The organism is Roseateles subflavus (assembly GCF_030285365.1).
GTDB classification, from domain to species: Bacteria; Pseudomonadota; Gammaproteobacteria; order Burkholderiales; family Burkholderiaceae_C; genus Roseateles_B; species Roseateles_B subflavus.
The window spans coordinates 160,985-180,123 of sequence record NZ_JASVDS010000007.1 but is presented as its reverse complement, the minus strand read 5'-3'; the positions used below and the strand labels follow the sequence as shown (position 1 = coordinate 180,123).

Annotated in this window: 13 protein-coding genes; 3 read left to right on the top strand and 10 right to left on the bottom strand. The window is 69.3% G+C overall.

Annotated elements, in window-relative coordinates; genetic code table 11:
• Positions 1-394 precede the first annotated feature (394 nt).
• The 6 genes from QRD43_RS20375 to aat all read right to left on the bottom strand — a co-directional run bounded on the left by QRD43_RS20375 (position 395) and on the right by aat (position 11,405).
• Positions 395-2,419: a glycosyl hydrolase family 18 protein gene (locus tag QRD43_RS20375; protein ID WP_285984341.1), complete on the bottom strand. Its 2,025-nt coding sequence runs from the start codon at positions 2,417-2,419 to the stop codon at positions 395-397.
• A 90-nt stretch (positions 2,420-2,509) separates the two neighbouring features.
• The gene (locus QRD43_RS20370) at positions 2,510-5,647 is read right to left on the bottom strand and encodes a chitinase C-terminal domain-containing protein (RefSeq protein ID WP_285984340.1); all 3,138 of its coding nucleotides are present in this window, start codon (positions 5,645-5,647) and stop codon (positions 2,510-2,512) included.
• 126 nt (positions 5,648-5,773) lie between these two features.
• Positions 5,774-7,429 carry a glycoside hydrolase family 19 protein gene (locus tag QRD43_RS20365; protein WP_285984339.1) on the bottom strand — a complete coding sequence of 552 codons (1,656 nt, stop codon included), beginning with the start codon at positions 7,427-7,429 and terminating at the stop codon, positions 5,774-5,776.
• Between the two features lie 462 nt (positions 7,430-7,891).
• On the bottom strand, positions 7,892-9,739 hold the full coding sequence (locus tag QRD43_RS20360) for an outer membrane protein assembly factor BamB family protein (protein ID WP_285984338.1): 1,848 nt from the start codon (positions 9,737-9,739) through the stop codon (positions 7,892-7,894).
• A 125-nt stretch (positions 9,740-9,864) separates the two neighbouring features.
• Positions 9,865-10,608 (bottom strand): arginyltransferase, encoded by a 744-nt coding sequence (locus QRD43_RS20355; RefSeq protein ID WP_285984337.1) that lies wholly within the window; start codon positions 10,606-10,608, stop codon positions 9,865-9,867.
• A 14-nt stretch (positions 10,609-10,622) separates the two neighbouring features.
• Complete coding sequence (gene aat / locus QRD43_RS20350; protein WP_285984336.1) at positions 10,623-11,405, bottom strand: leucyl/phenylalanyl-tRNA--protein transferase; 783 nt, start codon at positions 11,403-11,405, stop codon at positions 10,623-10,625.
• A 64-nt stretch (positions 11,406-11,469) separates the two neighbouring features.
• On the opposite strand from aat, the gene QRD43_RS20345 reads away from it, so the two are divergent.
• The 3 genes from QRD43_RS20345 to QRD43_RS20335 all read left to right on the top strand — a co-directional run bounded on the left by QRD43_RS20345 (position 11,470) and on the right by QRD43_RS20335 (position 13,981).
• Positions 11,470-11,823 carry an ArsC family reductase gene (locus QRD43_RS20345; RefSeq protein ID WP_285984335.1) on the top strand — a complete coding sequence of 118 codons (354 nt, stop codon included), beginning with the start codon at positions 11,470-11,472 and terminating at the stop codon, positions 11,821-11,823.
• A gap of 193 nt (positions 11,824-12,016) precedes the next feature.
• Positions 12,017-13,219 carry an ammonium transporter gene (locus tag QRD43_RS20340; RefSeq protein ID WP_285984334.1) on the top strand — a complete coding sequence of 401 codons (1,203 nt, stop codon included), beginning with the start codon at positions 12,017-12,019 and terminating at the stop codon, positions 13,217-13,219.
• Between the two features lie 63 nt (positions 13,220-13,282).
• A complete protein-coding gene (locus QRD43_RS20335; RefSeq protein ID WP_285984333.1) occupies positions 13,283-13,981 on the top strand; it encodes a riboflavin synthase subunit alpha in 699 nt (232 codons plus the stop codon).
• 21 nt (positions 13,982-14,002) lie between these two features.
• Here the strand turns inward: QRD43_RS20335 and QRD43_RS20330 are convergent, their stop codons facing one another.
• The 4 genes from QRD43_RS20330 to QRD43_RS20315 all read right to left on the bottom strand — a co-directional run bounded on the left by QRD43_RS20330 (position 14,003) and on the right by QRD43_RS20315 (position 19,134).
• A complete protein-coding gene (locus QRD43_RS20330; protein ID WP_285984332.1) occupies positions 14,003-15,460 on the bottom strand; it encodes an aminotransferase-like domain-containing protein in 1,458 nt (485 codons plus the stop codon).
• Positions 15,461-15,469: 9 nt separating this feature from the next.
• The gene (locus QRD43_RS20325) at positions 15,470-16,057 is read right to left on the bottom strand and encodes a LysE family translocator (RefSeq protein ID WP_285984331.1); all 588 of its coding nucleotides are present in this window, start codon (positions 16,055-16,057) and stop codon (positions 15,470-15,472) included.
• A gap of 129 nt (positions 16,058-16,186) precedes the next feature.
• Positions 16,187-18,517, bottom strand: coding sequence for an eCIS core domain-containing protein (locus tag QRD43_RS20320; RefSeq protein WP_285984330.1), 2,331 nt, complete (start codon positions 18,515-18,517; stop codon positions 16,187-16,189).
• A 2-nt stretch (positions 18,518-18,519) separates the two neighbouring features.
• Positions 18,520-19,134 (bottom strand): hypothetical protein, encoded by a 615-nt coding sequence (locus tag QRD43_RS20315; protein WP_285984329.1) that lies wholly within the window; start codon positions 19,132-19,134, stop codon positions 18,520-18,522.
• Positions 19,135-19,139 lie beyond the last annotated feature (5 nt).

Genomic DNA, 19,139 nt, shown 5'->3' with positions numbered 1-19,139 from the left:
ACGGGCGGCTCAACGCCGCCCGTCTTGCTGTCCCCTCGGGGGACCGCCCCGACCTCGCCCGCGTTCAGCGGTGCGACCCAGAGCGTGGGCAAGGGGCGCCAGCCCCAAGGGGCCGAGCGCCGGGCCGCTCCCAAGCCGGCCCACAACGCAAGACGGGCGGCTCAACGCCGCCCGTCTTGCTGTCCCCTCGGGGGACCGCCCCGACCTCGCCCGCGTTCAGCGGTGCGACCCAGAGCGGGGGCAAGGGGCGCCAGCCCCAAGGGGCCGAGCGCCGGGCCGCTCCCAAGCCGGCCCACAACGCAAGACGGGCGGCTCAACGCCGCCCGTCTTGCTGTCCCCTCGGGGGACCGCCCAGGGTCGTCGGCGTCCAGCCCGACGACCCTGGGCGAGGGGCTCACTTCAATCCGTTGCTGATCGCCTTCAACAGCGTCGCCTGGCTGTCATCCCCGTTGAACTCCCAGAAGAAGGCGCCGCCCAGGCCCTTGTTCTTGGCGTAGCTCATCTTCTCGGTGATCTGTGCCGGGGTGTCGAAGCTCCAGAAGGTCGTGCCGTTGTAGATCCACTGGGCACGGCTCTGTGGGTCCGTGTAGCTCGGGTAGCCCAGGGCCTTGAGGATCTTGTAGTCCTCGATGCCCTTCTCGTACTTGCCCGGCGCGGCGGTGCCCTTCTGGTAGAGGCCGTTGTTGACGTTCGCGACGCCCGTCCAGCCGCGGCCGTAGAAGCCGATGCCGATCTGCAGCTTGTTGGCCGGCACGCCCTTGTTCAGGAAGGCCTGCAGCGCCGCGTCGGTGTTGTAGGACTTCACGTCACCGGTGGCCGGGTCGCTGCTGTTGGCGTACAGCGGCGAGTGGAAGCCCGTCGTGCCTTCCCAGCCGCCGTGGAAGTCATACGTCATGACGTTGATGAAGTCCACGTAGGGATGGAACTTGTCCGGCTCGATCATGCGGATCTTGTCGACCCCGGCCGGCGCCGCGATGGACAGCAGCAGGCCCGGGCGGATGGCGTCGAGCTGCTTGCGGAACTCGGCCAGCAGACCGGTGAAGTTCGCCGTGTCCTCGGGCTTGCCGCAGGCCAGGCCGCAGGCGGCGGGGTATTCCCAGTCGATGTCGATGCCATCGAACAGGCCCGCTGCCGCACCCGTGCCACCCGCGTACTCCACGGAGGGCAGGTCACCCTTGATGTAGGCGTCCACGCAGCTCTTGACGAAGGCGGCGCGGTTCTCGGGCTTCGCGGCCTCGGAGAAGCCGCGCGAATACGTCCAGCCGCCCAGCGAGATCAGCACCTTGAGCTTCGGGTACTTGGCCTTGAGCTTCTTGAGCTGGCCCCAGTTGCCGCGCAGCGGGGCATCCCAGGCGTCCGCCTTGCCGTCCACGCTGGAGGCCGCGTCGAAGGACTTGGTGTAGTCGGCGAAGGCGTCGCCGCCCACGCCGGTCTCCTCGTTCACGGGCACCGTCAGGCCGACCTCGCACTTGTTGTTGCGCACATTGCCGAAGGCGTAGTTGATGTGCGTGAGCAGGGGGGCGGAGCCGCTGGTGTCGATGTTCTTGACGAAGTACTTGCGGTCGTAGATGCCCCATTGCGCGAAGTAGCCCAGCACGTTCTTGCCGCCGACGGTGGCCTTGTCCGTGTGCACGGTCAGAGCGGGCGAGGCGGGCGAGGCGCCGGCCTCGTTCACGGCCTGGACGCTGAAGCTGTAGTCCGTGTCCGGGGTCAGGCCATTGATGCTGGCGGTGGTGGCGGCGCCTTGCGCGGCCTGGGCGGCGCCCTGCAGCACGCGGTACTGCACCGTGCAGTTCGGCGCGGCCGGCACCGAGTTCCAGCTGAGGTTCACGCCGGTGCTGGACTTGGACGGCGCGGTGAGGCCCGTGGGCGTGGCCGGTGCGGTGGCGCAGGTGCCGGCGCTGCTGGTCTTGGCGCTCAGGGCGCTGCTCTGGGCCGAGGCGTTGCCGGCCTTGTCACGGGCGCGGACGGTGTAGCTGTACGTGGTGTTGGCGGCGAGGCCGGTGTCCGCGTAGCTGGTGCCGGTGGGCGAGCCCACGAGCGTGCCGTTGCGGTAGACGTCGTAGCCGGCCACGCCGCTGCCGGCGTCGGTCGAGGCGGCCCAGGTCAGCGTGAGGCTGCTGGCCGTGATGCCGCTGGCGGCCAGGCTGCCGGGCACGGAGGGCGGCGTGGTGTCGGTGTTGCCGCCGTCGCAGGCGCCGAGCTGCTTCCAGACGTCCCACTGGCCGGACTTCAGCGCGGGGCTTTCATTCTGGGTCCACCACTTGGCCTGGTAGGCCTGCGAACTCTGCTGGACCACGGCGCCGCCGGTGTAGGCGGTGGCGGCGTTCCAGGTCTGCACGCCAGTGCAGTTGTAGGCCTGGGCACTGCCGGCGGCGAGGCCGGCAGCCAGGGCGATGAGCGTGGGAAGGTGTTTCATGTGTGAAGGAGAGGTGAGGTCGAGGGGAGGGCCTGCTGCCATGAGGGCAGGGCGGCAGGCCCGTGTTTCAGGATCCCTGGGATGCCCCGGTCAGGGCTGTTGAGCCCGACCGCGACTGCTGGCGGCCTTGAGGGCGGTGACGGAAACGTGGGTGGTGCCGCGCCGCGCTTCCTGCTGCAGGGCGTAGCTCTTGCCGCCGAAGCTCACGATCCAGTTGCTGGGCGTGGGCATGGGCAGGTAGTAGTTCAGCTTGATCGCCACGCTGGCGCCCGGGGCGAGCGTCTGCCAGGTGGGCAGCTTGAAGGCCGCACGGTGGAACTCGTTCTTCAGCCCGCCGACGTTGTGGCCCGCGGCGTTCGAGCCGTCGCTGACGACCTTGAGGCCGAAGCCGCTCTGGTCCGTCAGCGAGGCCGGGATGGCCGTCGGGATGTCGAAGCTGAAGTCCGTGCCGCCGGGCAGGGTCTGGCTGCTCTTGTTGGTGATCGTGAGCGTCGGGTTGATCGGGTAGTTGGCATCCCCCAGCGCGAAGCCGCCGATGCTGAACTGCACGTCGATCGCCTCCGCGGGCATGGCGGCCGAGGTCAGGCGGTTGCCGTAGGGCGAGGCCGTCTTGAACTTGTTGTACAGCAGCGTGGTCAGCGTGCTGCCCATGCCGTACTCGGCCTTTGCGCTGTCGTAGGCGTAGTCGCCCGCCAGCTCCCAGAACATCACGCCGCCGATGCCGCGGTCCGCCACGTACTGCGCCTTCACGCCGAGGGACTGCTCGTCCTCGATGGACAGGAAGACCTTCTTGGTGGCGTTCCACAGCCACGGCGCCACGAGCGTGCCGTCGTAGAAGCGGGTGTAGCTGCCGACGAACTGGTCCTGCGGGTTGGTGGCCGGGTTCAGGCCGTAGGCGCCGATGTAGCTGCCGCTCTTGCCGGCGGCCAGGTTCATCGTGTGCCACAGCGGGTTGGAGCCGGCCGGCACTTCCTTGCTGGAGACGTCGAGGTCATGCCAGAGGTTGTCCAGGCCGATGGCGCCGGCGCCGCACTTCTGCACCGTGCCGCCGCCCGTGCCCGGGGGGCACTTGGTCTGGTCGGTCTGGGCCGCGGAGCCCCACAGGCCGTTGGTGCCGCCCGTCACGTCCTTCCAGCCGCGGGTGTAGTAGGGCACGCCGATGTTGATGCGGCCCGCCGGCATCGCGCCGCGGAAGTAGTGGTAGGCCCAGTCGGTGTTGAGGTAGCCGATGCGGCCGTACTGCGAGGCCGTGTAGTAGCTCCAGGCGGTGAGCTCGCTGTCCTTGCCGTCGTCGAAGAGCGCGGCGTTGGGGCCGACGAACTGGTTCCAGGCGCCGTGCAGGTCATAGCTCATGATGTTGACGTAGTCCAGGTACTTGGTGACCTGGTACGTCTCCATGCCGCGCAGCAGGTAGCCGGAGGCCGGCGCCGCGACGGTGAGCATGTAGTGGCGGGCATCCGTCTGGCCGGCGGCGTCGAGCTTGGCGCGCAGCGTCTGCATCAGCGTCACGAAGTTCTTCATCAGCGCGGCCCGGCGGGCGTTGCTGATGGTGAAGTCTTCGGGGTTGCCGGCGTCCTTCATGCTCGTGGCGTACTCGTAGTCGATGTCCACGCCGTCGAAGCCGTACTGGCGCAGGAAGGCCACGGCCGAGTCCGCGAAGGTGTTGATGCCGGCGGTGTTGGCGCTGCCGTCGGCGTTGGTGGTCATCGTGTAGAAGCCGCCGCTGGCCACGCGCTTGCCGCTGTCGTCGAAGTAGCCGCCGGTCTCGGCCCAGCCGCCCACGGAGACGAGCGTCTTGACCTTGGGGTACTGCTTCTTGAACTTGCTCAGCAGGTTGAAGTGGCCCTTGTAGGACAGCGTCGTGTCCATCTCCGCGCCGGCCACGCCGGGCCAGGTCATGCCGGTGGCGGCGTTGTTCGCGTCGGCGGTGTTGCCCACCGAGAGCTTGTTGGCGCCGTCGATATGGGCGAAGGCGTAGTTGATGTGGGTCAGCTGGCCCCAGGGGATGTTGCTGGCCAGGTAGGCGGGCGTGCCGTCCTTGCCGGTGCGCCAGCTGGTGAAGTAGCCGATGATGCGGCGCGGCTTGTCGGCGCCCATCAGCTCGCGGCCCTGGTCGTCATAGACCTTGCAGTAGGCGGGCTTGGTGCCGGGCGTGGTGTAGAGGCCTTCCGGACGGCACTTCTCGTCGCCCGTGGCGCTGCCGTTCACCGTGACGCGCGCGGCGGTGCTGTCGGTCGTGGCGCCCTTGTCGTCCGTGGCGCGGGCCGTGAGGTCATGCACGCCGGCGCGGGCCGTCCAGCTGATGCTGAAGGGCGCGCTCGTGTCCTCGGCGATCAGCACGCCGTTGTCGTAGAACGCGACCTTGGCGACGCTGCCGTCCGGATCGGAGGCGGTGGCCGAGACCGTGACCACGGCCCCGTCATTGGCGCTGCTGCCGTCCGTCGGTGCGCTCAGGGCGACCACGGGCGGCTTGTTGACGGTGCCGCTGGTGACGGTCACGGACTGGCTCTTGCTGTTCGTCGCGCCCTTGTTGTCGGTGACGGTCAGCGTGACGGTGTACGTGCCGGCGGCGGCATAGGTGCGGCTGGCGGTGGCACCGGTGGCGCTGCTGCCGTCGCCGAAGGTCCAGGCGTAGCTGGCGACGTTGCCGTCGGGGTCGCTCGAGCCGCTGCCGTTGACGCTCAGCACGAGGCCGCTGGCGCTGCTCGTGAAGCTCGCCACGGGCGGCTGGTTCACCGTGCCGCTGGTGACGGTCACGGACTGGCTCTTGCTGTTCGTCGCGCCCTTGTTGTCGGTGACGGTCAGCGTGACGGTGTAGGTGCCGGCGGCGGCATAGGTGCGGCTGGCGGTGGCGCCGGTGGCGCTGCTGCCGTCGCCGAAGGTCCAGGCGTAGCTGGCGACGCTGCCGTCGGGGTCGCTCGAGCCACTGCCGTTGACGCTCAGCACGAGGCCGCTGGCGCTGCTCGTGAAGCTCGCCACGGGCGGCTGGTTGACGGTGCCATCGCAGGCGCCGAGCTGCTTCCAGACGTCCCACTGGCCCGACTTGAGCGCGGGGCTCTCGTTCTGGGTCCACCACTTGGCCTGGTAGGCCTGGCTGGATTGCTGGACGACGGCGCCGCCCGTGTAGGCGGTCGCGGCGTTCCACGTCTGCACACCGGTGCAGTTGTAGGCGAAGGCGGGGAGGACGCTGCTGCCGATCAGCAGCGCCAGGACCGTGCGTTGATGCATGGCGATTCCTTGAGGGTTCGTGAAAAGGGTGCACGAAGCCGGGACCGCAGGCGCAGGGCCTGGGTCCGGCAGTCGGGAGCAAAGGTCAGGGAGAGAGGATCCCGGGGACGGTTCTTCTTGGGGTGCTCAGGGCTTCACGATGACGTCGAAGTACTTCTCGACGCAGCGCTGGTAGTCCCCGGCCTTCAGGGAGAAGTACGCGGTCTGGTAGCCGACCAGCTTGCAGGCGAAGGCTTTGCCCTCGGGCATTTCCGCGTGGTAGGACCAGTCCTGGTCCCAGTAGATGTCCAGCGCGCCGGCACCGCCGACGGCGAAGGACTTCTGGTTGGCGCAGCCCAGTTCCTCGGTGGAGGGGATGGGGACGCCCAGGGCCGCCGCATGCTCACGGTAGTAGGCGATGCGGTTGACGGATTGCGGCTTCTCGTAGCCCTGGCCGCACTCGATGCCGCCGTTGATGATGTTGGTCGTGGCACCGAAGCCCGGCTTGATGCCGGCGGCCGTGTCGACCGCGTTGGGCTTCCAGGTGCCATCCACCACATGCAGCATGCTGGGCTTGGGCGAGGCCGGGTAGACGAAGAAGAACACGGCCGAGGCCAGGTTCAGCCAGGTGTCGGCCACCTGCTCCGGGTTGTTGAGCAGGACCTTGACGTCCCCGAACATGGCGTCGGAGAAGGGGCCGTAGTTGTAGTTGTACGAGAGCTGCTTCGCGCCACGGCCGAAGTACTGCTTGTAGCGTCCCTGGGCGTCCTTGCCGCAGGGCCAGGTCTGGCCCTGCCAGGTGGTGGGCAGGCATTCGTTGTTGTAGGGGCAGCCGTAGGTGGACTCGCTGCAGCCGGCCTCCCGCACGAAGTACAGCGCCTGGCGCCATTGCGGCGTCGGGCTGTTGGGGTCGTGCGCACCCGTCTCCTGCGTGAAGTGCGCGAACATGGTCGCGAGGCTCTTGCGGCAGATGGCGTCGGAGTCCCGCCCATCGGTGTAGGTCATGCACACGCCCGAGAACTTGGCGATGGCCTGCAGCAGCCCGGTGTAGGTGTAGGACTTGTCGCGCAGCGGGAAGAGGTACTCCCACTGGCTCGCGGGCAGGAGCTTCTCGACGCGCTTCACGTTCTCCGGATTGCCCGCCAGGCCGGGCGCGACGGCCGTCACCACGGCGTTGCTCCGCGTGGCGATGGAGGCCTTGACGGCGCGGAAGAGGGCGGTGTTCGTGAGGCTGGCCTCGGTGGCCAGCACGTCCGGCTGCTTCAGCACGTACTTGCCGGTGGCCGGATCCTTGACGACGACGGCCAGCGTGAAGGACTGCGACTTGGCGTTCGTCGCGCCCTTGTTGTCGGTGACGGTGAGACCGACAGCGTAGGTGCCCGACGCCGCGTAGGCATGGGTGACCTTGGCGCCCGTGGCGCTGCTGCCGTCCCCGAAGGTCCATTGGTAGGCGCTGATCTGCCCGTCTGGGTCGGTGGACGTGCTGCCATCCAGCGAGACGCTCAGGCGGTCCACGGTCCCGGTGAAGGCCGCGACGGGCGGCTTGTTGGCGGGGTCCGTGCCGCCGCCACCGCCGCCATCGCAGGCGCCCAGCGGCTTCCAGACGGCCCAGGCGCCGGAGTTGGCGGCGGGCGACTGGCCCTGCGTCCACCAGTTGGCGCTGTAGGCCTTGCCGGATTCCTGCGCCTGCTGGCCGGAGGTGTAGGCGGTGGCGCTGTTCCACACGGCCATGCCGGTGCAGTTGACGGCCTGCGCATGGCCTGCCGCCAGGATGAGCGGCAGCGCCGCAAGAGAGGTCCTCAAGAGGGACGTGGTGCGGACAGGGCCGCGGGAAGGGGATGCCATGGCCTGGACGCCATGAGGTACTGCGCTTGCAAACATGAACGGGTCTCCTGCGTTCAACGTGCGCTGCCGATCTTGCGCTGGGCGTCTCTCGCGCCCGAGGAAGACGGGGCGCTCAACAACACGACCCGTCCGCAGCTACCAGACCAGTACCACCAGTAGTCTCGTAGTGGTATGCACTTTAGATACCACTTTATGCAAAAACATTGATACAAACACCTAGGTCTGCCGTAACCCCGTGTAAGGTTGATGACCAATATGAGACCAGATGCGGAGACCGCACAGGGGAGCCGGCGGCGTGGTCAGCGTCCAGCCCGTCCACCGACCCGCAGGGCTAGGGGTTTGTCGGGAGGGGGCGGCAGGCCGTGAGGCGCCGGGGCCGGCCGGTGGCGGACCCGGCCCGGGCCTTCACGGGGCGCGGCCTCAGTGCAGGTTGAGGGCCGTGATGGTCGTGGTGGACGACCCGAAGTTGGTGTTGCCGACGATGTAGAGGATGCCGTGGGCGGACAGCGCGAGCTTGCCGGCCGCCGGATAGCTCCACATGGGGCGCTTCGTGCTGCGGTCGATCGCGTAGGTCGACTGGTTGGTGCTCACGATCACCGCGTTCTGCGTGAGGAGCACCTCGCTCACGAACTCGGTGTCGCTGGACGATTGCGGCGTCCACGACCATTGCAGCGCACCGTCAGCCTCCGCCCGTGCCTCCAGCCGCAGCGGCCGGTTGTTGGCGATGTAGACCACGCCGGCATCGTAGGCGGGTGTCGAGGGGTAGACGCCCCGGATCGTCCAGTCGACGCTGCGGGTCTGCAGGTTGAAGTGCACCAGGGAGTTGCCGATGCTGCCGCTGTTCAGGAAGCTGTTGCCGTAGGCCGCCCCGAAGGCGGAGTCGGGCCCCCCCAGCACGGCGGAACCGCCGATCTCGTAGATGTAGTTCGTGAACGTCGGGTCGTTGATCTCCGCCTGCAGCGCGCCGGTGAGGGGATGGAAGACGCGCAGTGCGTTGCCGGTGTAGGCGTAGACCGCGCGGGCGTCCACGGCCGGGGTCCAGGTGGACTGCTGTGCCGTGGTGCTGAAGAACAGGTTCGTGCCCTGGGCGTCGAAGGCGTACAAGCCGCCATAGCTGCCGGCGTTGGTGTAGACGCCCGATGGTCCGACGGTGGGAGCGAGATAGTTCTCCCACTGCGACGACATCCCCGTGCGGAAGCGCACCGTGCCGTCGCGTGCGTCGAAGCCAAACATCGTGGTGGACGACTGCTGCCCCGCGGCCACGTAGACGATGCCGTCCTTCACGGCGGGCGGGTTCGCCGACGGGTTCTGCAGACCGCTGAAACTGTAGGTCCAGAGCGTCGAGCCGTCATGCTCGCTGCGCGCCGTGACGGCCATGTTGCCGGCGCTGAAGAGCCGGCCGCCCTCGGTGGTGACGGTGGCCAGGTTGAAGCGGCCGTTGTAGTAGGAGAACGCCGGAACCGAGATCTTCCAGCGTGTGCTGGCCTGGTTGGGATCGAGCGTCACGGGCACATAGCCGGTGTGGGCGGCGTTGCCCTGGAAGGTCGACCATTCGGGCGCCCCGGGCACGGCGGTCAGCGGTGTCAGATGATTGCCCGGCCACGCGCTGTCGGCGGCGGCGACGTTGAAGTCGTACTTCACCAGCACCTTCGGCATCGGCTGGAGCGATGTGCAGGTGGTGTCGCGGCACAGGCTGATGGTCGCCTGGCCCGTGTGCGGCCCCACGCTGGCGGTGTCGAGCGTGGACAGTTCCAGCGCGTGGCGGCTGCCGGTCGTGGTGACCGTGACCCGCCCGCTGAACAGCCCGCCCGCATCGGTGACCTGGGCGTAGAGATTCCCGCTGAGGCCCAGGGCGTCGGCATCGAGCATCACCACGGGATGGACCGTGGTGCCCGCCGCCACGAGCCGCGAGACGGGGACCAGCGGCTGGACCACGAGATGGACATGCGTGGTCGTCGAGCCCCCGGGGCCGGTGACCGTGATGGCGTAGTCGGTGTCCCGCGAGAAGGCCGTCGGGGTGCCGGCGATGGCGCCGGTGGTGGCATCCAGCGTCAGTCCGGCGGGCAGCGCGGGCGTCACGCTGAACTGGGTCGCCGTCCCCACCAGCGCGGGTGCCAGGGCGGCGATGGCCTGGTGCTGCGTGTAGGGCTGGGGCGTCGTGTAGCTGGCCTGCGGTGCGGGCGCGCTGGGGCCGCTGCCGCCCCCTCCGCCGCATCCGATCAAGACGAGGGCGCCCAGACTGGCGGCCCAGCGGCCATGTGCATTCATGTGTTCCTCCCGATTTGCGTTGTGTATCCCGCGCCTCAAGCGCGGCGCGTGGATTCTAGGCGGGGGGGAGGTGGCCTGACGCTGCAGGTCAGCGGCCGGTATGGCGTGGCAGGAGGATTCGGGCGTCAGCCTTTGCGCGCCACCCGCGCCCACCGCCCCCGCTCCAGCAGCTCATGCGGCAGGAAGCGCGCCTTGTAGGCCATCTTGGGGCTCTCGGCGATCCAGTAGCCGAGGTAGAGGTAGGAGAGCTGCAGCTGCCGCGCCTGCTCCACCTGCCACAGCACGTTGTAGGTGCCGTAGCTGGTGTCGGGCTCGGGTTCGTAGAAGGTGTAGACCGCCGAGAGGCCGTCCGTGAGGATGTCGAGGATGGAGACCATCTTCAGCACGGCACTGCCGTCGGGCCGGGGCTCGCGGAACTCCACGAGGCGGGAGTTAATGCGGGACTGCAGCAGGAACTGCGAGTACTGGTCGACGCTGTCGTGGTCCATGCCGCCACCGCTGTGCCGGCCGGCCTGGTAGCGCAGGTAGAGCTGGTAGTGCTCCTCCGAGAAGCCGAGGCGCATCACGCGGGCCTGCAGGCCCTGGTGCTGCTGCCAGGCGCGGCGCTGGCTGCGCGAGGGCTTGAAGTCCGCCACGGGAATGCGCATGGGCACGCAGGCCTGGCAGCCTTCGCAAAAGGGCCGGTAGGTGAACATGCCGCTGCGGCGGAAGCCGGCCTCGACGAGGCCGGAGTAGGCGTCGGCGTGGATCAGGTGGCTGGGCGTCGCGACCTGCGAGCGCGCCATGCGCTGCGGCAGGTAGCTGCAGGGATAGGGTGCCGTCGCGTAGAACTGCAGCTCGGCCAGCGGAAGTTCCTTGGGATGCGTCACGGTGGCGGCAGGGGCTAAGGGGCGTCAGGCCGGTCAGGCGGGCGGTGGTCAGGGGGCGCCGCTGGCGGATCCAGCAGGTCCCAGAGGCTCGGATGATAGGCCCAATCGCGCGGGGCCTCCTCAGCAACCCTCGCCTGCAGATGGGCCTCGAAGGCCTCGCGGGGGACCTCGAAGGCCCCGAGGGAGCTCAGATGGCGCGTGTTCTGCTGGCAGTCGATCCAGGGGATGTCATGGCGGCGGCACAGGCACACCAGGGCGGCGAGCGCGATCTTGGAGGCGTCGGTGCGGCGCATGAACATGGACTCGCCGAAGAACATGCGGCCGAGGTTGACGCCATACAGGCCGCCGGCCAGTTCGCCATCGATCCAGGTCTCGACGCTGTGCACCACGCCGGCGCGCGCCAGGGCCCGGTAGGCCGCCTGCATCTCGGGGAGGATCCAGGTGCCGCTCTGCCCTTCGCGGGGGCTGCCCGCGCAGGCTGCGATGACCTCGGGCGTGGCGCTGTCCACGCGGATCTCGCAACCGGGCGTCTGGCGGAAGCGCTGCAGTGTCTTGCGCAGCGAGCGGGCGAGCTTGAAGTGCCGCGTCTGCAGCACCATGCGCGGGTCCGGGCTCCACCAGAGGATGGGCTGGCCCTGGCCGTACCAGGGGAAGATCCCCCGGGCGTAGGCGGCCCGCAGCCGCGCGGGCGAGAGGTCCCCGCCGGCGGCGAGCAGGCCCGGGGCTTCGGAATTCGCGCCGAGTGCCTGCCGGACCGGGGGAAAATCCAGGGAATCGGGGGCCAGCCAGGGAATCATGGGTGGATGGTAGCCGCTGCCCTGCGAGCGGCCCCGGCTCGGCATACGTTCAAGAGAGGATCAGATGATCAAGGTCTACGGCATTCCCAATTGCGACACGGTCAAGAAGGCCCGCAGCTGGCTGGACGCGCAGGGGCTGCCCTACGAGTTCCACGATTACAAGAAGGCGGGCGTGCCGCAGGCGTCGCTCCCGCAGTGGCAGGCCGCCCTGGGCTGGGAGCCGCTGATCAACCGCAGCGGCACGACCTGGCGCAAGCTGGACGAGGCCGTGCGTGCCGCCGTGGTGGACGCCGCGTCCGCGCAGGCGCTCATGCAGGCTCAGCCGAGCGTGATCAAGCGCCCGCTGGTGGACTGGGGCAATGGGCGCCTCAGCCTGGGCTTCAAGCCGGAGCAGTTCGAGGCCCTGCAGCGGCCGTGAACCGCTGTGCGCACTTGGTGCGCGTCCGTGTGACGTGCGCCAAGGTGGGGCGGGCGCCGCTGCGCGATGCACCGATTCGGTGCCTGCAGGGCGCATCTCCAGCGCCCCAATGTGGGCATTCTTCTTGCGTTCCTGGTGCGCGGTGGTCTGCGCTGGTGCGGGCCCGGCTTCCCGCAACGCCCCAAGGACGCTCATGGAGACCCTCAAGCAAAGTGCCGACGCGCTGTTCATCCTGCTCGGCGCCATCATGGTGCTGGCCATGCACGCCGGCTTCGCCTTCCTCGAGCTGGGCACGGTGCGCAAGAAGAACCAGGTCAACGCCCTGGTCAAGATCCTGGTGGACTTCGCCGTCTCCACCATCGCCTACTTCCTGGTGGGCTACACCGTGGCCTACGGCGTCCATTTCTTCACCGGGGCGGAGGCCCTGGCCGCGAAGAATGGCTACGAGCTGGTCAAGTTCTTCTTCCTGCTGACCTTCGCGGCGGCCATCCCCGCCATCATCTCGGGCGGGATTGCCGAGCGCGCGCGCTTCGGCCCGCAGCTGATGGCCACGGCGGTCATCGTGGGCCTGGTCTACCCCGCCTTCGAGGCCGTGGCCTGGAACCAGGCGCTGGGCTTCCAGGGCTGGCTCAAGGCGCAGTTCGGCGCCGAGTTCCATGACTTCGCCGGCTCCGTCGTCGTGCATGCCGTGGGGGGCTGGATCGCCCTCGGCGCGGTCGTCCTGCTCGGGCCGCGCATGAACCGCTACCGCAAGGACGGCGCCATCAGCGCGCACCCGCCCTCCAGCATCCCCTTTCTTGCGCTGGGTGCCTGGGTGCTGGCCGTGGGCTGGTTCGGCTTCAACGTGATGAGCGCGCAGACGCTGGACAAGATCTCCGGCCTCGTCGCCGTCAACTCGCTCATGGCCATGGTGGGCGGCACGCTGGTGGCGGTGCTGATGGGTCGCAACGACCCCGGCTTCGCCTACAACGGCCCGCTCGCCGGCCTGGTGGCCGTGTGCGCCGGCTCGGACGTCATGCACCCGCACGGCGCGCTGATCACCGGCGGCGTGGCGGGCTTCATCTTCGTCAAGATGTTCACGCTCACCCAGAACCGCTGGAAGATCGACGACGTCCTCGGCGTCTGGCCCCTGCACGGCCTGTGCGGCGCCTGGGGCGGCATCGCCTGCGGCATCTTCGGGACGCAGGCCGGCGGCGGCATCGGCGGCGTGAGCTTCTGGTCCCAGCTGATCGGCACGCTGATGGGCGTGACCTGGGCGCTCGCGGGCGGCTTCGTGGTCTACGGCCTGCTCAAGCGCTTCGTGGGCCTGCGCCTGAGCCAGGAGGAGGAGTTCGAGGGCGCCGACCTCTCCATCCACAAGATCGGCGCGACGCCGGACCGCGAGGTCAGCTGGTAAGCTCAAGGCCTCTTTGACCCCACGCACCGCCTCCGGGCGGTGCCTGCATTTCGAGCGTTCCCGATGTTCACAGGCATTGTTCAAGGCGTGGCCCAGGTGGCCGCTTTGCAGGACCGTCCCGGCCTGCGCAGCTTCACCCTGCAGTTCCCGCCGGGCTTCTGCGAGGGGCTGGAGATCGGCGCCAGCGTCGCCTCCGACGGCGTCTGCCTGACCGTCGTCGCCCTGCACGCGGGCGATCGGGCCGACTTCGACGTCATGCAGCAGAGCCTGAACCTCACCACGCTCGGGGCGCTGCAGGTGGGCAGCCGCCTCAATGTGGAGCGCGCCGCAAAGGAGAACGCCGAGATCGGCGGCCACCCGCTCTCGGGCCATGTGGACTTCATGGCGACGGTCGAGGCCATCCGCCAGCCGGAGAACAACCACGTCATCCGCATCGGCGTGCCCGCGCCCTGGATGCGCTACATCTTCCCCAAGGGCTACATCGCGGTGAACGGCGCCAGCCTCACCGTGGCCGAGGCCGGCCGCGAGCGCGACGGCTCGGGCTGGTTCGAGGTCTGGCTCATCCCCGAGACCCTGCGCATGACCACCTTCGGCGAGAAGGGCGTCGGTGCGCCGCTGCACATCGAGATCGAGCGCCAGACGCAGGTGCTGGTGGACACGGTGCGCGACGCCGTGGACGAGCGCCTGGGCCCGCTGCTGCCCTTGCTCGAGCAATGGGCGGCCGAGAAGGGTCAGGTCTTGCCTGACCTGCTCAAGGGCTGAGCGCGCGGGCCGCCGGCGGCATCAGGAACGCTGCGCCGCGCGCTGCAGCACGTCCTGCACGCCGCTGAGCGCCTGCAGCCGGCTGCGCAGGTAGTCGCCCAGCCGGGCCTGCTGGCTGAAGGCCACATTGAAGCGGATGTGCGGATCGGGCGTCTTGAGCGCCGAGAACGTCGCGCCCGGCACCAGCAGGATCTTGTTGCGCCAGGCGTCCTGCACCAGCTCGTCCACGTCCACGCCCTCGGGCACCGAGGCCCACAGGAAGAGGCCGCCCTCGCCGGGGTGGTCCAGCCGCAGGCCCGCCTCGTCCAGCAGACGGCCCGCCTGCATGCGCGCCTGCAGCAGCCGGCGCTGCAGGCGGTCCAGGTGCTTGCGCAGGCGCCCGGCCATCAGCACCTCCAGCAGCACGTACTCGTTGAGCGCCGCACTGCTGAGCACGGAGCAGATCTTGGCGCGCAGCAGCGGCTTGAGCAGCGCCGGCTCCGCGGCGATGTAGCCCATGCGCAGGGCCGGGCTCATGACCTTGCAGAAGCTGGAGTAGTAGATGACGCCTTCCAGGCCCGCGAGCGCCGCGAGGCGGCTGGGCGGGCCTGAGGTGCCCGAGGCGCCCGGGTGGAAGTGGCCGTGCACGTCGTCCTCGGCGATCAGCACGCCGTACTGCCGCGCCAGCACGAGCAGGCGGTACAGATTGGCCGGGCTGCTGCCCCAGCCCGTGGGGCTGTGCAGCACCGGCTGGAGGAAGAGCAGGCGCGGGCGGTGCTCGCGGCAGGCGGCCTCCAGCTGGTCGAGGTCCAGTCCGTCCGGGCGGCGGCGGATGGCGATGGGCGTCACGCCCTCCTGGCGCAGCCGGTCGAACATCAGGAAGTAGCCCGGGTCCTCCACCAGCACCGTGTCGCCCGCGCGCAGGAAACTGCGGCAGATGAGGTCGATCGCGTGGGTGCCGCCGTAGCAGGTCATCAGCCGGTGGGCGTCCACCGCGATGCCCTGGCCTCGCAGCAGCAGGGCGATGCGTTCGCGCAGCTCGGGCAGGCCCTGCGGCGGGCAGCGCGAGGCCATGCCGGCGCTCGAGCGCGCCAGGCCGCGCTGCACGGCCGCGGCGGGAATCGCGTCCTCCAGCCAGGCCGGGGGCAGGGCCCCGCTGCTGGCCAGCAGCACGCCGGGGCGCTGGTCGTTGGCCTGCTGCGCCAGCCACACGCCCTCCAGCGCATCGCCGGCCTCCAGCCAGGCCTCGTCGCGCTCCATCAGGGGCGCCTCGCAGACGTAGTAGCCGGCCGTCCCGCGGGACTCGATGCGCCCCGCCGAGGCCAGCCGGTCGTAGGCCAGCACCACGGTGTTGGGGCTGACGGCGAGCTGCGTGGCAAGGGCGCGGATCGAGGGCAGGCGGGCGCCCGGCGGGAGCTGGCGGCGTTCGATCAGGCCGGCCAGGCCGGACTCGATCTGGTCGGCCAGAGGCTGGGTGGCGTGGCGGTTGAGCGGGATCACGCGGCGAGCTTAGCGGAGAAAGCTGAACGCCAGCACGGCCAGCGATCCGGCCATGACGAGGTTGAAGCCGCGCATCACGGCCGGGCGCTCCAGCAGCCGGCGGATGGCCACGCCGAACAGCGCCCACATCGAGATGGCCGGAAAGCCCATCAGCGTGCTGACCAGGGCGACGAGCAGGGCGGCCGACAGCGGCGGCAGGCCGGCCGGCATGAACACCGAGGCCAGCGTCACGGCCTTGATCCAGTTCTTCGGATTCACGAACTGGAACAGCGCCCCGTGCCGGAAGCCCAGGGGCCGCGGCAGCGCGCCGGCCTGTGCCAGCGTCGAGCCGCTGAGCTTCCAGGCGAGGTACAGCAGGTACAGCGCGCCGCCGATGCGCAGCCCCTGCTGGGCCAGCGGCCAGGCCAGAAAGAGCTGCCCGAGGCCCAGGCAGCACGCCATCGTCAGCACGAAGCCGCCCATCAGGATGCCGAGAATCTGCGGGAGCGTGGCGCGGTACCCGAAGTGCGCCCCGGAGGTTGTGAGCATCACGTTGTTGGGACCGGGGGTGCCGGACATGAGCAGGCAGTAGCTCATGAGGGGGAGGAGTTCGGACATGGCGTGGCGTGCGTCTGGAGCAAGGAGGGCTTCAGCCTAGGGGCCAGCCGGCAGCGCACCAAGGGACAAGGACGGGTGTGCGGACCAGGGTGTGTATCAGTGCAGCAGCGGATACAGCGATGCGCCCGGCTACTTCTTCGGCTTTTTCAGCAAAGGCTCCATCCCGCCCGTGTCGTCGTCGCTGGGGTCGGCGAACGGCGCGGTGCCGGTAGTGGAGGTGTGGTGGGCCTGGGAGGGGGACTGCGTGGGCAGGTGAAGCAGGCCCGTCAGGCTCCCGAGTGAGAAGGGCACGCCCTGCGGGCTGAATGTCCCCGGCGAAACCTGGACGGATCCACCTCCCGTGCCGCCCTGCAGGGGCACTGCGGCGAAGCTCGGCAGATGGCTGGGGGGCACCGAACCGCCAGGCCGTCCATCACGCGGAGTTCCCTGCGAGGTCTGCAGGCTGGAGGGCGGGGACTGGCCGGAGGATGCCCCTGGAAGGGTTGGCAGCAGGGGCGGCCTCGGGCGCAGGGGGAGCGCCGTTGTCGAGCTCATGGGCATGCCTTGCTGCAACGGCAACCTGCTGGGCTGCGAGGGGGGGCGGCCAGACACATCGCCGTGTGAATCGTGCGGCGTGGTGGACGACGGGTACGGCTGGGGCTGGTGGGTGGGGTAGGGCTGTGGCTGGAACGACGAGTACAGCTGGGGCTGGTGGGTGGGGTAGGGCTGTGGCTGGAACGACGAGTACAGCTGGGGTTGGTGGGTGGGGTAGGGCTGTGGCTGGAACGACGGGTACAGCTGGGGTTGGTGGGTGGGGTAGGGCTGTGGCTGGAACGACGGGTACAGCTGGGGTTGGTGGGTGGGGTAAGGCTGCGGCTGGAACGACGGGTACGGCTGGGGCTGGTGGGTAGGGTGGGTCTGGGGCTGGTACGACGGGGTGCTCACTGGGTGGCCTGGCACGAGTGGCAGACCGATGGGCCGGCCCGGACCTTGTGTGGAGGATGTCGAACTGCTGGAGGCCTGACCCTTGCCATGGCTGCCAGATGCGCCCGGTTGCGGCAGGGACGAACCCGTGGGCAAGCGGGTGCCTGCGCCATAGGCGGTGGATGTGCCCGGCGGGGCTTTGCGCTTCTTCGAATGAGAACTCGTACCTGTGCCGGGGGGCTGGTAGTGCGTGAAGTCGGTGGAATGGAAGACGACCTTCTTGCCGGCGGTGGACGACTGACTGGACTGCTTTCCGCTGGCCAGGATCTTCTCGGTTTCCTTGCGCTTGCTGGCCATGGCCTTCTCGTAGATGTCGGCGTCGAAGGCGAGATCGCCGGTGGTGGGATCGATCAGCTCGTTGACGTTGAGCGCGGGCGTCTTGTCGATCAGGGGACCGTTGCTGATGCTGGTCCCCGACAGAATGGCCTTGAAGTCGACGACGTAGCGGCTGTGGGGGTCGGGGATATAGGTGGCCTTCTCGCCCACGTAGGACGATTCCGTGTCACCCGCGATGTCGTAGCTTTCCAGCCAGTCGGTGCCTGCGGAAGCCTTGTTCTTCCTGATGAGATCCAGGCGAGCGCGAAAGGCGCCTTCGAAGACGGAATAGGCCTTGGTGTTGACACCGGCGTCCTGGGCAAACACGTTGTCCTGGCTGCCCGTGCCGCCGAGGGACAGGGCCAGCACATGCCCGGCATGCGCGCCGCTGTATTCGTTGGGGAAGGCTTCGGACTTGACGATGATGGGCTTCTTGGCCTTGTTGCCCTCGTCGAGGATGGTGTACTGGGCCTGGTAGGCCTTCACCCCATTCCAGCCGATGGAGCCGGCAGGCTCCCCGTCCTTGAAGTCCTCGATGGGCCCCTTGGCGGTGACCAAGACGTTCGAGGCGCTCGGCGCGGCGACGACCGCCACCTTGCGCTGAATCGGGGACCACGGCGCGGGCGGCAGCGGGCGCCTGGCTTGGGCGTGGGGGCTCGCGCCGTGCATGGACGCCAGGCGGCACCCCATCACATCCGCCTCCCGCTCCAGCGCCGCATCGTCATTGATCCCGACGCCGCCCTTCCTCTGCACCGTGGCGCGCACCCGCCCCTGCGCCTGCTGCACCACATGCCAGGCCTCGTGCGGGAGATGCTGCTCCTGGCCCGGCCCGAGGTGGATGTCCAGACCCTGCGCGTAGGCATGCGCCTGCAGGGTGGCCGGCTGGCTGGAATTGCGGTGCACGCGAACGCCCGACAGGTCGAACCCCGAGAGGGCCTCGAGGCCGGCGCGCAGCGACGCCGGCAGGCCGTTCGAGGCGGGGCTCGAGGCGGGGCTCGCGGCGGGGGGCGCCATCGCGCGCAGCTGGGCGATGCGCTGCTGCTGTGCCCGCTGGCGCGGCGTGTGCGCCACGCTGAGGGCCGGCCCGTGCGAGGCCCGCGGCTGCGCGGCGGTGGCGGCCGGCCCCCAGGTCCGGGGCCCGGACGCCGAGGCGAGGGTGCGCGCGGAGTCCGGCGTTCGCATCGTCACCCGCCGGGGCACCCCGGCTCCTTCCCCGGCGGCAGCTTGCGGCTGAACTCGTAGCACGCCCGCAGCCACTGGATGTTGGAACCCAGGTCGTTCAACGGCTTGCCCGGCCCTTTCCAGTTCGCGGCCAGCGCCTGGCGCAGCGGCGCGGTGCGGTCCATGTACTCGTCGGGGAAGGCGATGATCTCGTAGACCAGCGTGAACTCGATGTAGCCCAGCTTCACGAGCGCACCGAGCTGCTCGTAGTGGTAGTGCACGGCCGCGTAGTCGGCCATCTCGTCGGAGAGGTAGAAGGCCTCGCCGCCGCCGGCGACCTCGATCTTCTGGGCGATGCGCGGCTGGATCTCGCGCCAGTGGGTGTCCAGGAAGCGGTGGGCGCGCCGGGCGATCTTGGCGTCCTCGGCGAAGAACTCCTTCACGTGGGACAGCGCGGCAAGCCGGCGCGACATGTCGCCCTTGACCGAGTTGTCCACGAACTCGCGGAACTGGCCGACCGAGATGATGGCCCCCACGATCACGCTGATGCCCGAGGCAATGCCCACGAGGCTGCGCCAGCGCATCAGCAGGGCGCCCAGCCGGGAGCCAGGGGCGGGGCTGGTCAGGTCCTCATCCATGGCGG

What these genes read in the sequence shown, in the direction of transcription:
- QRD43_RS20315 (WP_285984329.1), bottom strand. Translation starts at nt 19,134, where the DNA reads ATGGATGAGGACCTGACCAGCCCCGCCCCTGGCTCCCGGCTGGGCGCC.
- aat (WP_285984336.1), bottom strand. Translation starts at nt 11,405, where the DNA reads ATGATTCCCTGGCTGGCCCCCGATTCCCTGGATTTTCCCCCGGTCCGG.
- QRD43_RS20345 (WP_285984335.1), top strand. Translation starts at nt 11,470, where the DNA reads ATGATCAAGGTCTACGGCATTCCCAATTGCGACACGGTCAAGAAGGCC.
- QRD43_RS20360 (WP_285984338.1), bottom strand. Translation starts at nt 9,739, where the DNA reads ATGAATGCACATGGCCGCTGGGCCGCCAGTCTGGGCGCCCTCGTCTTG.
- QRD43_RS20320 (WP_285984330.1), bottom strand. Translation starts at nt 18,517, where the DNA reads ATGCGAACGCCGGACTCCGCGCGCACCCTCGCCTCGGCGTCCGGGCCC.
- QRD43_RS20370 (WP_285984340.1), bottom strand. Translation starts at nt 5,647, where the DNA reads ATGCATCAACGCACGGTCCTGGCGCTGCTGATCGGCAGCAGCGTCCTC.
- QRD43_RS20340 (WP_285984334.1), top strand. Translation starts at nt 12,017, where the DNA reads ATGGAGACCCTCAAGCAAAGTGCCGACGCGCTGTTCATCCTGCTCGGC.
- QRD43_RS20335 (WP_285984333.1), top strand. Translation starts at nt 13,283, where the DNA reads ATGTTCACAGGCATTGTTCAAGGCGTGGCCCAGGTGGCCGCTTTGCAG.
- QRD43_RS20375 (WP_285984341.1), bottom strand. Translation starts at nt 2,419, where the DNA reads ATGAAACACCTTCCCACGCTCATCGCCCTGGCTGCCGGCCTCGCCGCC.
- QRD43_RS20325 (WP_285984331.1), bottom strand. Translation starts at nt 16,057, where the DNA reads ATGTCCGAACTCCTCCCCCTCATGAGCTACTGCCTGCTCATGTCCGGC.